Below are 14208 nucleotides of genomic sequence, written 5' to 3' on the forward strand. Positions count from 1 at the left end.
CCATGGATATTCGCAAACTGCAACGCGTGATCGTCGACGCTCTCGAAGACGTGAAAGCGCAAGACATCAAGGTGTTCAACACCAGCCACCTGACCGCCCTGTTCGATCGCGTGATCGTCGCGAGCGGCACCTCGAACCGCCAGACCAAAGCGCTCGCCTCCAGCGTGCGGGAGAACGTCAAGGAAGCCGGCGGCGACATCGTCAGTACTGAGGGCGAGGACATCGGCGAATGGGTGCTGGTCGATTGCGGCGACGCCATCGTGCACATCCTGCAACCGGCGCTGCGCCAGTACTACAACCTCGAAGAAATCTGGGGCGACAAGCCGGTGCGCCTCAAGCTGTCGGCGCCGAACCCGTTCGGCGGCGCGCACGCAAGCGAACCGCTCGGCGAAGAGGACGAGGACGAAGACGAAGCACCGGCGGCAAAGCCCGCACGCAAGGCGCCGGCACGCCGCCGTTAAGCGCTTTGGCTGGCACGTTGCGTAGTCCGAGATTACATCCGCCATTGCATCCGTGATTACATCCGTGATTACATCCGTGATGAAACTGCACATCCTCGCCGTCGGCCACAAGATGCCGGACTGGATCGCTACCGGCTTCGACGAATACGCGAAGCGCATGCCGCCCGAGCTGCGCATCGAGCTGCGCGAGATCAAGCCCGAGCAGCGTTCGTCGGGGCGGCCTGCGGAAAGCGTGATGGCCGCCGAGCGGCAGAAGATCGAAGCCGCGTTGCCGAAGAACGCGCGCATCGTCGCGCTCGATGAACGCGGCAAAGATTGGACCACCATGCAGCTTGCCGGCGCCCTGCCCGGCTGGCAGCAGGACGGCCGCGACGTGGCGTTTCTGATCGGCGGCGCCGACGGGCTCGATCCCGATCTGAAAGCACGTGCCGATATGCTGCTGCGTGTCTCGAGCCTGACGCTGCCGCACGCGATGGTCCGTGTGCTGCTCGCCGAACAGCTTTACCGCGCGTGGACCATCACGCAAAATCACCCCTATCACCGCGCGTGAGCGAACGAGGCTGCTGACAGATCGCGCGTTTCCAGTCTCGTTGCCTGCTGCTGCGCTTGTCGGCTTGTCGGCGCGTTCATTGGCGCATGAACGGCGAGCGCATCGCGCGTTCATGCCATTCGCTTCATCGAGACCTGTTCATGCCAACGCCTGCCGCCTCACTGCACCCGTTCGTCTACCTTGCCTCTCAAAGTCCGCGCCGCCAGGAGTTGTTGCAACAACTCGGCGTGCGCTTCGAGCTGCTGCTGCCGCGCCCCGATGAAGATGCCGAAGCACTCGAAGCCGAGCAGCCCGGCGAGCGTGCGCGCAACTACGTGCAGCGCGTCTGTATCGCCAAAGCACACGCTGCACGCGCGCGCCTGGTGGCCGGCGAGCATGCCGCGCGGCCGATCCTGGTTGCAGACACAACCGTCACGATCGACGACGCGATCCTCGGCAAACCCATCGACGCCGACGACGCATTCGCGATGCTCACGCGCCTCGCCGGCCGCGATCATGAAGTACTGACGGCCGTTGCCGTGGTCGACGCGGAGGGCATGTTGCTACCCGCCGCGCTATCGGTGTCGAAGGTACGCTTTGCTGCACTGCACGCCGACGCGGTGCGCCGCTATGCCGCGAGCGGCGAGCCGCTCGGCAAGGCGGGCGCATATGGCGTGCAGGGACGCGCCGCCGAGTTTATCGAGCATATCGACGGGTCCTATTCAGGTATCATGGGTTTGCCGCTTTTTGAAACCGCTGCCCTTCTGCGTGCAGCGCGCATCGACTTCTAAAATAACCTCATGAATGAAGAAATCCTGATCAATGTCACGCCGCAGGAAACGCGCGTCGCGCTCGTCCAGCAAGGCGCCGTCCAGGAACTTCACGTCGAACGCACACTGTCACGCGGCCGCGTCGGCAATGTCTATCTCGGCAAGGTCGTGCGCGTGTTGCCGGGCATGCAATCCGCCTTCATCGACATCGGTCTGGAACGCGCCGCATTTCTGCACGTAGCCGATATCTGGCATCCGCGCATTGCCGGCGAACCGCAGCATCAGACGCCGCATCAGCCGATCGAAAAGATCGTGTTCGAAGGCCAGACGCTGATGGTCCAGGTCGTCAAAGATCCGATCGGCACCAAGGGCGCGCGGCTGTCCACGCAAGTGAGCATCGCCGGGCGCACGCTGGTGTATCTGCCGCAGGAACCGCATATCGGCATTTCGCAGAAGATCGAGAGCGAAGCCGAACGCGAAGCGGTGCGCGCACGTTTGACCGCCGTGCTGCCCGCCGATGAGAAAGGCGGCTACATCGTGCGCACCATCGCCGAAGATGCCACCAGCGAAGAACTGGCCGGCGACGTCGCGTATCTGCGCAAGACGTGGGCGACGATTCTGTCGCAAGGCCAGCGCATGCCGCCTACCAGCCTCCTGTACCAGGATCTGAATCTCGCGCAACGCGTGCTGCGCGATTTCGTCAACGATGAAACCTCGCGCATTCAGGTCGACTCGCGCGAGACTTACCAGATGCTCGCCGACTTCGCGGCGGAGTTCACGCCGGCGGTGTCGTCGAAGCTGCATCACTACACCGGCGAGCGGCCGCTCTTCGATCTGTACAACATCGAGGCGGAGATTCAGCGCGCATTGTCACGCCGCGTCGAACTGAAGTCCGGCGGCTATCTGGTGATCGACCAGACCGAAGCGATGACCACCATCGACGTGAACACCGGCGGTTACGTCGGCGCGCGCAACTTCGACGATACGATCTTCAAGACCAACCTCGAAGCCGCGCACACGATCGCGCGGCAATTGCGGCTGCGCAACCTGGGCGGCGTGATCATCATCGACTTCATCGATATGGAAAACGTCGAGCATCGGGAGCAGGTGCTCGGCGAATTGAAGAAGGCGTTGTCGCGCGATCGCACACGCGTGACGGTCAACGGTTTCTCGCAGCTTGGACTGGTGGAGATGACGCGCAAACGCACGCGCGAATCGCTCGCCCATGTGTTGTGCGAGCCCTGCCCGGTTTGCCAGGGCAAAGGACAGGTCAAGACGCCGCGTACGGTGTGCTACGACGTGCTGCGCGAGATTCTGCGCGAGTCGCGGCAGTTCAATCCAAGAGAGTTTCGCGTGGTGGCGTCGCAGCAGGTGATCGATCTGTTTCTTGAAGAAGAGTCACAGCATCTGGCGATGCTGATCGATTTCATCGGCAAGCCGGTGTCGTTGCAGGTGGAGTCGAATTTGAGCCAGGAGCAGTACGACATTGTGCTGATGTAGTGCCGCAGAAAGCCGTCAAGGATCCAGCAATAGAACGTTAAAATTTTTAGATTCATATAGTTACGAATCGCTGTTCTGCTTGACGTCGGCATCGAGCGACAGGCCGTTGCAAGTGTAAGACGCCGTCAACCCTATATTCTGCTTGCGCCAGTGCTGCCACCAAGCTGTACATCGCCTCCGCATTCAGGCCGGCGAACTGGCTGCAGTACTTGACGGAGGTATTCGGACGCAGACCTAAGTCAAGCCCTGCAGCACCAGAATTCAGCAGACGCTTTGCAGTCGATCGGCACAGCACCGGAGAATCTCGTCCGGGGGTGCTTTCCACCACAGGTCCCTGGAGAAGATTTCCACTTCGGTCATGCCGACATATCCCGCTGCTTCGACCAGGCGTCGCGTCTCCTTCAGGTCGATCACCCCATCGCCCATCATTCCGCGATCCAGAAGCATGTCCGTGGTCGGCGTCAGCCAGTCGGACACGTGATAGGCGGCGATCCGTGCCTCTTTCCCGGCTGCGGCAACCGACTCTGCAAGTTGCGGGTCCCACCAGCAGTGATAGACATCGACCGCAATGCCGAGGGCGTCGTTTTTCGGGTCGAGTTGCCGGCACAGGTCCAGCGCCTGTCCGACTGTGTTGATCACCGAGCGCTCGGCCGCATACATGGGATGGAGCGGTTCGACCGCGAGTCGCACGCCGACTTTCTTCGCTTCGATCATCAACGCCGCGATTCCATCTGAGACCATCTCGCGGGCGGCCGACAGGTCGTGACTTCCGGCAGGCAATCCGCCGACGACCATGACGAAGCACTCCGCACCCAGCTCGGCCGCACCAGCGAGCGCTCGAACATTCGAGCCGATGTTTGCCGCCCGCTCCTCTGCCGTCGGTGCCGGGAAACAGGTCGAGCGGCAATAGCCCGTCACCTTGAGTTCGAGTGCGCGAATCTGCCTCGCGATCTGTGCGACATCCGCAGCCTCGACTTCGTGTCGCCACGGGGCGATGCCGCCAAAGCCCGCCCTTGCGATGCGATCGATCGTCGTATGCAACGGCTCGCGATGTCCCAGCGTTGCCGTATTGATCGCGCAACGGTCCAGCCTTCCCTGCAAAGAGTCCATGTCTTTCTCAACCGGTTACCCACATCCCGTCACGCCGAAAGCGCGTTTTCGCTCTATGCCGCGCAGCCAAGCGTCGCCATCAGCCCTTGCATGCGGGTGACAGCCAGTTCAGGGTCGCGCAGTAAATTGGCCTGGTCGGCGAGACGGAAGACATCCGCCAGGTAGATGGGCGGTCGCGCGCCATGATGGCCGCCGAGCATGAAGAAGTGAGACTGGAATCCGTTCAGATAGGCGAGCAGCACCACTCCGGTCTTGTAGTACTGGGTGGGCGCCCGGAAGATGTGCCGGGACAGCGGGACGGTCGGTGCAAGCAACTGCTCGTAGCGCGCCACGTCACCCGAGGCCAGCGCGCTCAGCGCCTGCGATGCCGCAGGCGCGATCGCATCGAAAATACCGAGCAGAGCGTGTGAATATCCGATCTCGTCGCCGGCGATGAGCGCGGGATAGTTGAAATCGTCGCCGGTAAACATCTTTACGGATGCCGGCAGGCGACGGCGGAAGTTGATCTCTTTGGTGTCGTCCAGCAGCGAAATCTTGATGCCGTCGACGTTGGCCTCGTTCGCGGCGATGACTTCGAGACACACCTTCGCCGCGTTTTCGAAGTCGGCGTGGCCCCAATAGCCCGCCAGTTCCGGATCGAACGCTTCGCCGAGCCAGTGAAGGATGACCGGCTTGTCGCAAGCAGACAGCACTTCCCGATACACACGGAGGTAGTCACGCGCGTCTTTCGCCACGCGCGCGAGAGCACGGCTCGCCATCAGAATGATCTGACCTCCGGCGCGCTGGACGCTTTCGATCTGCGTCAGATAGGCCTTGATCACGTCGTCGCACGAACGCGCATCGTCGGCAGGCGGATGGTCCGTTCCGCAACCGGACGCGATCAGCGCCCCGGGAATGTCGCGCGTTTCGTTCAGGGTTCGGACGATCAGTTCTTTCGCCGAGTCCCATGACAGACCCATGCCGCGTTGCGCCGTGTCCATCGCCTCCGCGATACCCAGACCTTGCTCGAGAAGGTAGCGGCGATATCCGATAGTCCGCTCCCAGTCGATCGCGCACGTCTGTCCGGGTTCGCCGCTGCGAAGCGGGTCGGCAACTACGTGAGCCGCCGAGTAGGCGATGCGGTTGAATGGCGCCACCGGCTTCACGACTTGCAGCGGGCTGCCGGTCAGACGGTAGTCGGCCAGTGAGCCGTCCGGCGCAGGAAGTTTGATTTGCATGACTCGACTCGAAGTCAGTATTTAGAAACAAGGAGACCGCCATCGACGCGGATCGCCTGGCCGACGCTGAACGGCAGGCCGCCCGTTGCGAGCGTGCGCACCGCAACGGCGACTTCTTCCGGCATTCCCCATCGTTTGATGGCAGTCAGACCGTTTTCCACGAGCGCGTCGTAGCGAGCTTTTGACGGCGCGGTCATTTCCGTTTCGATCAGGCCCGGCTGCACTTCGAACACACCGATACCGAGCTCGGCGAGTCGCAAGGAGAACAGCGTGGTCGCCATCGAAAGGCCGGCCTTCGAAACGCAATACTCGCTGCGTTGGGGCGACGCTGCAACGGCATTGGAAGAAGTAATCGTGATGATCGAGCGATTGACGCTGGCCTGCGGCGTCTTCACAGCACGACGACCGAACGCCTGCATCAGAAAGAATGTGCCGCGAGTGTTGACGTTGAGGCACCGGTCGTAGCTCTCGGGCGTGACGTCGAGAAGGTCGCTGAGCGACATGACGGAGACACCCGCGTTGTTGACCAGACAGGTCACGCTGCCCAGCGAATCCTCGACCGCCTGAAGCAGCGCGTCGTGTTGCGCGATGTCCGCGAGGTTCGACGTCAGTGCCACGCATTTGACGCCGGTGCGCTCGATCTCGGCGCGCGTGGCTTCCAGCTCGTCGGATGGCTCGACGTCGGTGATTGCGACGTCGAACCCGGCATCCGCTAACTCGAGCGCAATGGCCCGACCGATTCCGCGACGGGCTCCCGTAACCAGCGCGACGTGGCGTTGCTCCATGTTTCATCTCCTGCATCGCATTTCGTGACTGACGTCCTGCCGATCCCCTGCCATCCGGCGCGAAATCTTTAGTAACGATTCAGTTCGTTATTTAACACTCGACGCGATGCGCTGTCAAAAAAGGGTTTTCCCTAGCGCGGCGGAAAACCCTGTATGTCGGAGGCGAAACTGGAAATGGAGAGGGAAAAAAGCGTCGGCGCGCCTAGCGCGGGCGAAGCAGGCTGAACACCGTGTCCATGTTGAATTCGAGGCGTTTTTTAAGCGCCTCTTTCGAGACGAAATCGAACCCGAAGATGACTTCGCCAGTGAATCGATTCGTCAGATAGTAGTAACCGATCGCGGCCAGCGTCAAATGCAGCTGGCTCGCGTCGATGCCGGGACGGAAGTCGCCCGACGCTACGCCCCGGTCCAGGATCCGCTGGAGCATGTCGATGAATCCCCGGTGCAACTCGCTGAACCGCCTCGATTTCTTGACATGCCGCGCGCGATGCAGGTTCTCGCTGTTGACCAGCGACATGAACTCCGGATTCTTCAGGTAATACTCCCACGTGAACGTCATCAGCGTGCGGATCGCCTCTACTGGCGGCAGATGGTCGAGCGCCAGCTTTTGCTCCTCGGTCCGGATGTCCGTCCACATTTCTTCAAGGACGGTCTGAAATAGCTCCTCCTTCCCCTTGAAGTACTCGTAGATCATCCGCTTGTTCACGCCGGCCTTCTCCGCGATCGACTCGATGCGAGCACCGCCAAGCCCGACCTTCGCGAACTCCGCTTTCGCTGCCGCAATGATTTTCGCCTGCGTCTGGATCGGGTCGCGCAGCCGCTTCGCGCGCTGCGGCTGCTTCGTGACAGCCTGTGTATCGCTGTCTCCTTCGACTGTCGTCGTTGGCATCTTGCCCCTTCAAACTCAAAAAATTAAACGGTAACGGCAAACCGCCTGCGACGGCATTCGCGGCTCGCCTCTTATGTCCCTATCGAGACAGTGGGCCCACTATCGTAAACCCGATTATCGCCGCAGGGTCTTGAAGACGCCGAATCCCTATGACATCATCTACCATAAGTAACGAACCAGTTCGTTTCTTAAAATACCACAACGAACCGGAGTGTCGAGAATAAGGAGGCGATGTGAACAAGTGGATGAACGCAGAAGCGGTGGCGGCTTCGATTCCTGATGGCGCGACGATCGCGATTACCGGCTCGGGCGGTGGACTGCTTGAACCGGATGCAGTGCTGGCCGCCGTCGAAGCGCGGTTTCTGCAGACGGGCCATCCCTGCAATCTCACGGTTGTCCATGCATTAGGTGTCGGCGACGGCCAGGGGAGCGGCCTCGGCCGATTTGCGCACGTGGGCATGGTCAAGCGCGTCATCGGCGGCCACTGGGTGTGGTCGTCCGCCATGCAGGCGCTGGCGGAGTCAGGCCAGATCGAGGGGTACAGCTTCCCGGGAGGCGTGATCGCTACCCTGTTCCGCGAGATCGGCGCGGGCCGCCCAGGCGTCATCACGCGCGTCGGGCTCCGGACCTTTGTCGATCCCCGGCTTGGCGGCGGCAAGCTCAATGCGGCCACCACGGAAGATCTCGTCGAATTGATCGAGATCGGCGGCGACGAGTATCTGCGCTTCAAGCCCATCAAAATCGACTTCTCCATCGTCATGGCATCGTCCGCGGACGATCGCGGCAATCTGTCCACGCGCCGCGAACCGGCCGACCTCGACATCTACGCCGTTGCGCTTGCAGCGCACAACAGCGGCGGCAAAGTTATTGCGCAGGTGAAGGACAAGTCCAAAGGCCACGTGCCGGCACGCCTTGTCCGGGTGCCGGGTGTCATGGTGGATATCACGGTTGAGACGCCGGCCCAACGACAGTGCGCGATCAGCGACTACGACGCCTCGCTCAGCGGTGAATCATTTGGCGACACAACCGACGCCGAAATGCCCGAAGGCATGCGCCTGATCGTCGCCGAGCGCGCAGCACAGGAACTCGGCACGAATCAGTCGGTGAATTTCGGATTCGGATTTCCGGGAGCCATTCCCGCGGTCCTGGCTGCACAAGGCCGCGCTTCGGAATACTGGGGTTCGGTCGAACAGGGCATCCACCGCGGGTCCATGCTCGACGGCGCGATGTTCGGCACTGCGCGCAACGCAGATGCCATCGTGCCCAGCGTCGATCAGTTCGACTTCTACAGCGGCGGCGGTATCGATATCACGTTCCTCGGCATGGGCGAGTTCGATGAACAAGGAAATGTGAACGTTTCGAAACTGGGCAGCACCGTGGTTGGCCCGGGCGGGTTCATGGACATTGCCCAGGGCGCCAAAAAGGTCGTCTTCTGCGGCGCTTTCGAAGCAAAAGGCCTTCGCGTCGAGAGATCGGGCGACGACTCGCTCGAGATCGTCTCGCCCGGCTCGGTTCCCAAGGCGGTGAAGAACGTTCGTCATGTGACGTTCAGCGGTCTTCAGGCTCGCCTCGACGGCAAAGAGGTTTTCTATGTGACTGAGCGGGCTGTGTTCAGGCTCGACCCGCTTGGCGTTCGCCTGATCGAAGTTGCGAAAGGCATCGACGTACAAAAGGACGTGCTGGCGCGGATGGAGTTTGCCCCGTTGGTCGATGAGCACCTTCTTGAAGCTTCGGCCGTCCACTGATCTTCGAACGATACACGCGCTTATCTGAATCGTGAGGTGTTTCTCATGCAGCAAAATTCCGACGTCCTTTTCATCATCGAAGGCGCTGTTGCGACGATCACGCTCAATCGTACGGCCCGGCACAACGCGCTGACGACCGGCATGCTCGACGACATCGAGCGATCCGTCACGAGTGTCGAACGCGATGACGAAGTGCGCGTGCTGAAGTTCACTTCGACGAGCCAGCGTTTTTTCTGCAGTGGTGCCGACATCAACGAATGGGGCGATGTCGACCCGCAAAAAATGGGCACCCGATTCATTCGGGATGGAAATCGCGTGTTTCGCAGAATCGCTGAACTCGACAAACCCACGATCGCCGTGCTTTCCGGCAGCGCGCTCGGTGGCGGATTCGAACTCGCGCTGGCCTGCGATTTCCGCTACGCAAGCGTCGACGCGCGAATCGGGTTCCCGGAAGCGGCGGTCGGTGCGATTCCGGGCTGGATGGGCTGTGCCCGCCTCTCGGAACTCGTAGGGGCCACGCGCACCCGTGAACTGATTCTTTTGGGTGAGCCAGTCGCAGCGACCACAGCAGCACAGTGGGGCATCGTCAACGAAGCGCTTGCGGCCGACGAACTCGCGGCACGGGTAGACGCTGTCTGCGCCACGCTTCAGAAGCGGTCGAGGACGTCCCTGTCCGTCGGCAAGCGACTCGTCCGGATGATGGAGTCGGGTCAACACGAATACGCGCACGAACTCGCGGCGTCGGTGTGCAAGGCGTCACCGGACGCCGCGGAAGGTGTAGCTGCATTCCGCGAGAAGCGTCATGCAAATTTCGGCTGATTGCGAGTCTTCCAAGCTTGCCACGTTGCCTGAATGGGTCGATGAAGCCGGAGAAAACTCTCCTCCTTCAGAAGGCTTGCGCGCTGGGTTTAAGGACACATCCTGGACGGCATCTTCTTCTCAGTTCCGTCGAACAGATAGCGAAGTTTATGGGTGTAGTGGGTTAAGGCCGGTAGCTGTCGGCGCAGGGCGTTAGAGAACGTGCACAGCGGCTCGTTGCATGCGCAATCAGGCGCATTCGCATATCAGGAGACAGGAGTAAAACATGGAACTTTCGAAATATCGTTGGCGCATCTGCGCCCTGCTATTTTTCGCAACGACGATCAACTATCTGGACCGTCAGGTACTCGGGTTGTTGAAGCCCGCGCTTGCGGTGCAGTTCAACTGGACCGAAACGCAATACAGCTACATCGTCGTGGTGTTCACGGCCTGCTATGCGATCGGCATGCTGCTCTCCGGCAAGCTCGTCGACAAAGTTGGCGTGAAGATCGGATATGGCGTATGTGTCCTGCTGTGGAGCATTGCGGCTTGCGGCCATGCCCTCGTGCGTAGCACGCTCGGCTTTGGTGTCATGCGCGCACTCCTCGGCATTTCGGAATCGGGAAGCTTCCCGTGCGCCGTCAAAAGCGTCTCCGAATGGTTCCCCCGCAAGGAGCAGGCGCTGGCCGTGGGCATCCTGACATCGGGGACCAGCATCGGCGCCGTTGCGGCGCCCGCAGTCGTCCCGTGGCTGGCCGCAACGTACGGATGGGAGGCAGCTTTTTTCGTCACGGGTCTTACGGGTTTCGTGTGGCTCGGCTTCTGGTACGTCATGTATCAGGCCCCTCTGAAGCACAGGAAGGTCACGAAAGCGGAGCTGGAATATATCAGCGAAGACGCCGCTTCGGCTTGCGCTGCCTCACCGGCGAAAGTACGTTGGGTCTCGTTGCTCAAGCTCCGTCCGACATGGGCCTTTTTTGTGGGCAAGCTGCTGACTGATCCGATCTGGTGGTTCATGCTGTTCTGGTTGCCGTCGTACTTCAATTCCCGCTTCCACCTCGATCTCAAGAATCTTGGCCTTCCGCTGGTTATCGTCTACATCGCCACGTCGATTGGTAGCATCGGCGGTGGCTGGGTTTCGTCGTCGCTCATCCGTCGCGGCTGGTCGGTCAACAAGGCACGGCAGACGACGATGCTGGCACTTGCGTTCCTCGTCACGCCGATTGCGTTCTCTCCGTGGATCAACGACATGTGGGCGATGGTTGCGCTTCTTAGCCTCGCCGCGGCCGCGCACCAGGGATGGTCAGCCAACCTGTTCACGACGGCATCGGATATGTTCCCCAAGGCGGCTGTTGGTTCGGTGGTGGGTATCGGTGGACTGGCGGGCGCGCTCGGCGCAACGCTCTTCCCGCTGCTGGTAGGAACCGTGCTCGATCATTTCAAGGCGCTCGGCCACATCGACGCGGGCTATAACCTTATCTTCGTGATCTGTGGGTCGGCGTACCTGATCGCGTGGGTAGCCATGCGGGTGATCCGGTCGTCCAACCGGACCGTGGATGTCGACGAACTGTCACCGAAAGCCAGCATATAACGGAGCTCAGCGACGTTCGGCGAAATCAGGGAACGACTACGGCGCAGGTACCACAGAGAATAGTGCAAGGCCAAACACGGAGCCGCCAAGCAGCACTGCGCCCACACGCCGCCAGCGAATAGACGTCGGGAGGTCTACATCTGTCAACTTGACGGAGCCCCAGCGCTTTCACGGGATCTCTGCACGTTTGCCATCGTCGTGCCGGGCCTACATTTTGACGGAATCGCGTAACCACGCCCAGCGCTTCAGTTCTCCCGCAATATAAGCACGGAACGCCTCAGGGGTGCTCCCGACTATGTCTATTCCGTTGCTCGTGAAGAAGGACCGATTGTTGGGACTGCGCAGGGCCACGACAAGGGCACGGTTCAGTTCCGTGATCACAGATGCCGGAGCATTTGGAGGGGCGACGAATCCCAGCCAGTTGCTCAGCGAGTAACCGTCCAGCCCAGCTTCGATCATCGTCGGCAGATAGGGCGCGGCGGCGCATCTTGCTGATGTCGTGACAGCTAGTGCACGCAGGCGCTTGTCTCGAACCAAAGGCAGCATGCTTGAAGCGTTGTTAAAACTGAGATCGAGTCGCTCGGTCAGCAAATCGTCATAGAGCTTGCCGGTGTCGGCGTACGGCCGGTGCGTCAGTTTCGCTCCCGTCATTCTTTGGAAGAGCAGCCCGGCCAGGTACGGCGCACTGCCTATCCCGGAGCTACCGAAAGTCAGCTCCTGTTTCGACGCCAAGTAAACGAGCCCCTTGACGTCTTCCGCCTGCAACGACAACCTCGTCCCCAACACTAGCGGCGACCGGGTCGCGAGGCAGATCGGCGAGAAGTCGTTCAGTGGGTCATATCCAAGGTCTGCCCTGATGTTCGGATTGATTGCGTGCGTTCCGAACGTCGCGACCAGGATCGTGCTGCCGTCCGGCGGACTCGAGATCACCGCTTTCGCGGCCTTGACGCCGAGTTCGCCGGGCATCAGGTCGATCTTCACAGGCCGACCGAGCATTGCGCCCAGGTCCGGTTCGATGCAGCGAAGGAGGTCGTCCGATGCGCTGTGCTGCGAAAACCCGATAAGCACGTGAAGCGGGTTCGGCAAGGACGGTCCAGAATCGGAAGAGTTCGCTGACATTCGTGTGGAAAGAGTCGTTGACTGTGCGTAGCTTGGGACGCATGCTGCGATTGCAATTGCAGGAAGCGCCTGCGTAACGCTTCCAGCAGATCAATCAGATGCATGTGCTCGGTGTGAGTGCTCTCGCCCCGCTGCTCGACATCAATCCACCGCACGATTGACCTGGCATAGCCGCGTCGAGACTGGAGATCAATGCCGGTCACTCGCATAAACGGCGAGTGCAACGTTAAGGCAAACGTTGCTGCAATGTCGGAGTCGAGCCATTTGACGAATCCGGTTCACCCCTGTCCGTCACCGTCCTTGAACGCGAATGACGCAGCAATCAGAATGAGCCCGCTCCAAAGAAACACTTGCCCGAATATTCCGCTTGTTCCAAAACCGCCGCCGACCATCGCGGCGCTCACGTAGTAAAAGAGCGTGCTCATCTCGATTCCCTAGGGGAACCCCCGACACGATTCTTTTCACTCACTATACCGCGCGGCGGCCAGATCAATGCGCAAAATTCGCCTCCAGGCTCTAGACTCGTCGTCGTATAGCCCATCAAGGGCGTCCATGACCGGCCTCGCGCCTCAACGTCGCCGGCTCAAGGCGCAGTTTTCTTAGGCCGACGCGGGCGAGGTGGTGACCGACGCGTTGGCAACGGTTCGCAAATCGCGACAAGGTCGTAGAAGTTCGTGCGAAGATGAAGCCTCACTTTGAACTCAACGGAGGGCGGCATGGGAATCCTGGAGGAAGTAGGTAAGATCGTGGGCGCGATAGCAGCCGTTGAAGCAGCGGAAAAAGTCGATCCGGAAGCGGGTCTGCTGACGAAAGGCATCGCAGCTGTTGCCGGCTTTGAAGGTGCCGGTGCACTGGAATCGTTGGTCGAAAAGAAGGAAGGCGAGAAGGAAAACAACGCCGACAATACTCCGGCAGCAGACAGCACTGATCCTCAGGCGTAATTTCCCGCTGCAACGGGTCGGTCCCAGACGAGGCTGACCCGCCTTCCCATGTCGCGTCGGCAGCGCGTTGATCTGGCAATCGCCATGTTCATAACTGCTCACCCCCCTCCCTCGCCGCCATACCGGTTCACCCGCATCTCCACGCGAAGACACGCCGCTCCGCCCCCTAATTTCTTCGTTGACGTAGCAGCAAGGCGCGCCTATAACCATCCCAATAGATGGTACTAGGATGTTGTGCGGAGTATAAATGACCAAACTCAAACTGATCGACACCTCGCGTCCGAAAGGCGGCGAGACCGAAAAAATCACCATCAACCTCGGCCCGGTCGACTTGGGCCAGATCGATTTACTGGTCGAAGAAGGTTTTTACTCGAACCGCACCGACCTGATTCGTACGGCGATCCGCAACCAGCTCGCCGCGCACGCGCAGGTCGTCACGGAAACGGTGACCCGGCGCGCGATGGTGCTCGGCTTGCAGCACTTCTCGCGGCAGGACCTCGAAGCGGCACAGGCCGCTAACGAACGGCTGGACATTCATGTGCTCGGCCTCGCCAGCATCGCAGCCGACGTGCCGGCGGAACTCGCGGCGGCCACGATTGCATCGGTGGTGGTGCTCGGCGCTTTTCACGCGTCGCCCGCAGTCAAGGCTGCACTCTCCGGCCGCATCAGCTAGACGCGTCTGATGTGGCTGATCGTCCGACTCATCGCCTGATTCATTGTCAGCCTCATTGCCAGGATCAACCGCGCACAACG

General features: G+C 60.8%; 15 protein-coding genes. 9 read left to right on the forward strand and 6 right to left on the reverse strand.

The window, feature by feature from the left end; all coding sequences use genetic code 11:
- The first annotated feature begins 2 nt into the window (after window positions 1-2).
- The 4 genes from rsfS (at window position 3) to rng (ending at window position 3260) form a co-directional block, all read left to right on the forward strand.
- On the forward strand, window positions 3-461 hold the full coding sequence (gene rsfS, locus SB772_RS17055) for a ribosome silencing factor (protein ID WP_410834406.1): 459 nt from the start codon (window positions 3-5) through the stop codon (window positions 459-461).
- Window positions 462-540: 79 nt separating this feature from the next.
- The gene (gene rlmH / locus SB772_RS17060) at window positions 541-1011 is read left to right on the forward strand and encodes a 23S rRNA (pseudouridine(1915)-N(3))-methyltransferase RlmH (RefSeq protein ID WP_063495252.1); all 471 of its coding nucleotides are present in this window, start codon (window positions 541-543) and stop codon (window positions 1009-1011) included.
- A 140-nt stretch (window positions 1012-1151) separates the two neighbouring features.
- The gene (locus tag SB772_RS17065) at window positions 1152-1781 is read left to right on the forward strand and encodes a Maf family protein (protein ID WP_410834407.1); all 630 of its coding nucleotides are present in this window, start codon (window positions 1152-1154) and stop codon (window positions 1779-1781) included.
- Window positions 1782-1790: 9 nt separating this feature from the next.
- A complete protein-coding gene (gene rng, locus SB772_RS17070; RefSeq protein WP_410834408.1) occupies window positions 1791-3260 on the forward strand; it encodes a ribonuclease G in 1470 nt (489 codons plus the stop codon).
- Between the two features lie 261 nt (window positions 3261-3521).
- On the opposite strand, the gene SB772_RS17075 is transcribed toward rng, so the two are convergent.
- The 4 genes from SB772_RS17075 to SB772_RS17090 form a co-directional block, all read right to left on the reverse strand.
- Window positions 3522-4370, reverse strand: a complete 849-nt coding sequence (locus SB772_RS17075; protein ID WP_410834409.1) for a sugar phosphate isomerase/epimerase family protein — start codon at window positions 4368-4370, stop codon at window positions 3522-3524.
- Window positions 4371-4423: 53 nt separating this feature from the next.
- Window positions 4424-5587, reverse strand: a complete 1164-nt coding sequence (locus SB772_RS17080; RefSeq protein WP_410834410.1) for a dihydrodipicolinate synthase family protein — start codon at window positions 5585-5587, stop codon at window positions 4424-4426.
- Window positions 5588-5601: 14 nt separating this feature from the next.
- Window positions 5602-6372, reverse strand: a complete 771-nt coding sequence (locus tag SB772_RS17085; protein WP_410834411.1) for a 3-ketoacyl-ACP reductase — start codon at window positions 6370-6372, stop codon at window positions 5602-5604.
- A 202-nt stretch (window positions 6373-6574) separates the two neighbouring features.
- Window positions 6575-7261 carry a TetR/AcrR family transcriptional regulator gene (locus SB772_RS17090; protein ID WP_410834412.1) on the reverse strand — a complete coding sequence of 229 codons (687 nt, stop codon included), beginning with the start codon at window positions 7259-7261 and terminating at the stop codon, window positions 6575-6577.
- A 233-nt stretch (window positions 7262-7494) separates the two neighbouring features.
- Here SB772_RS17090 and SB772_RS17095 point away from each other — a divergent pair, with 233 nt between their 5' ends.
- From SB772_RS17095 to SB772_RS17105, 3 genes are all read left to right on the forward strand, one after another.
- Window positions 7495-9006 (forward strand): acyl CoA:acetate/3-ketoacid CoA transferase, encoded by a 1512-nt coding sequence (locus SB772_RS17095; RefSeq protein WP_410834413.1) that lies wholly within the window; start codon window positions 7495-7497, stop codon window positions 9004-9006.
- A gap of 45 nt (window positions 9007-9051) precedes the next feature.
- Entirely contained in the window at window positions 9052-9825 is a 774-nt protein-coding gene (locus tag SB772_RS17100; RefSeq protein ID WP_410834414.1) for an enoyl-CoA hydratase/isomerase family protein, read from the forward strand.
- A 265-nt stretch (window positions 9826-10090) separates the two neighbouring features.
- Entirely contained in the window at window positions 10091-11395 is a 1305-nt protein-coding gene (locus SB772_RS17105; protein WP_410834415.1) for an MFS transporter, read from the forward strand.
- Window positions 11396-11602: 207 nt separating this feature from the next.
- Here SB772_RS17105 and SB772_RS17110 read toward each other — a convergent pair whose 3' ends face one another.
- Window positions 11603-12481 carry a Bug family tripartite tricarboxylate transporter substrate binding protein gene (locus SB772_RS17110; protein ID WP_410834416.1) on the reverse strand — a complete coding sequence of 293 codons (879 nt, stop codon included), beginning with the start codon at window positions 12479-12481 and terminating at the stop codon, window positions 11603-11605.
- A gap of 311 nt (window positions 12482-12792) precedes the next feature.
- Window positions 12793-12939 (reverse strand): hypothetical protein, encoded by a 147-nt coding sequence (locus SB772_RS17115; protein ID WP_154562223.1) that lies wholly within the window; start codon window positions 12937-12939, stop codon window positions 12793-12795.
- Between the two features lie 291 nt (window positions 12940-13230).
- Between SB772_RS17115 and SB772_RS17120 the strand changes: the two genes are divergently transcribed.
- Together SB772_RS17120 and SB772_RS17125 are read left to right on the forward strand one after the other, a co-directional pair.
- A complete protein-coding gene (locus SB772_RS17120) occupies window positions 13231-13455 on the forward strand; it encodes a hypothetical protein (RefSeq protein WP_410834417.1) in 225 nt (74 codons plus the stop codon).
- 247 nt (window positions 13456-13702) lie between these two features.
- Window positions 13703-14128, forward strand: a complete 426-nt coding sequence (locus tag SB772_RS17125; protein WP_410834418.1) for a CopG family transcriptional regulator — start codon at window positions 13703-13705, stop codon at window positions 14126-14128.
- The last annotated feature ends 80 nt before the right edge of the window (window positions 14129-14208 follow it).

This window comes from Paraburkholderia sp. SIMBA_030 (assembly GCF_046535245.1).
Taxonomy (GTDB): Bacteria; Pseudomonadota; Gammaproteobacteria; order Burkholderiales; family Burkholderiaceae; genus Paraburkholderia.

What these genes read in the sequence shown, in the direction of transcription:
- SB772_RS17120 (WP_410834417.1), top strand. Translation starts at nt 13,231, where the DNA reads ATGGGAATCCTGGAGGAAGTAGGTAAGATCGTGGGCGCGATAGCAGCC.
- SB772_RS17125 (WP_410834418.1), top strand. Translation starts at nt 13,703, where the DNA reads ATGACCAAACTCAAACTGATCGACACCTCGCGTCCGAAAGGCGGCGAG.
- SB772_RS17105 (WP_410834415.1), top strand. Translation starts at nt 10,091, where the DNA reads ATGGAACTTTCGAAATATCGTTGGCGCATCTGCGCCCTGCTATTTTTC.
- SB772_RS17080 (WP_410834410.1), bottom strand. Translation starts at nt 5,587, where the DNA reads ATGCAAATCAAACTTCCTGCGCCGGACGGCTCACTGGCCGACTACCGT.
- SB772_RS17065 (WP_410834407.1), top strand. Translation starts at nt 1,152, where the DNA reads ATGCCAACGCCTGCCGCCTCACTGCACCCGTTCGTCTACCTTGCCTCT.
- SB772_RS17090 (WP_410834412.1), bottom strand. Translation starts at nt 7,261, where the DNA reads ATGCCAACGACGACAGTCGAAGGAGACAGCGATACACAGGCTGTCACG.
- rsfS (WP_410834406.1), top strand. Translation starts at nt 3, where the DNA reads ATGGATATTCGCAAACTGCAACGCGTGATCGTCGACGCTCTCGAAGAC.
- SB772_RS17085 (WP_410834411.1), bottom strand. Translation starts at nt 6,372, where the DNA reads ATGGAGCAACGCCACGTCGCGCTGGTTACGGGAGCCCGTCGCGGAATC.
- rng (WP_410834408.1), top strand. Translation starts at nt 1,791, where the DNA reads ATGAATGAAGAAATCCTGATCAATGTCACGCCGCAGGAAACGCGCGTC.
- rlmH (WP_063495252.1), top strand. Translation starts at nt 541, where the DNA reads ATGAAACTGCACATCCTCGCCGTCGGCCACAAGATGCCGGACTGGATC.
- SB772_RS17075 (WP_410834409.1), bottom strand. Translation starts at nt 4,370, where the DNA reads ATGGACTCTTTGCAGGGAAGGCTGGACCGTTGCGCGATCAATACGGCA.
- SB772_RS17100 (WP_410834414.1), top strand. Translation starts at nt 9,052, where the DNA reads ATGCAGCAAAATTCCGACGTCCTTTTCATCATCGAAGGCGCTGTTGCG.
- SB772_RS17115 (WP_154562223.1), bottom strand. Translation starts at nt 12,939, where the DNA reads ATGAGCACGCTCTTTTACTACGTGAGCGCCGCGATGGTCGGCGGCGGT.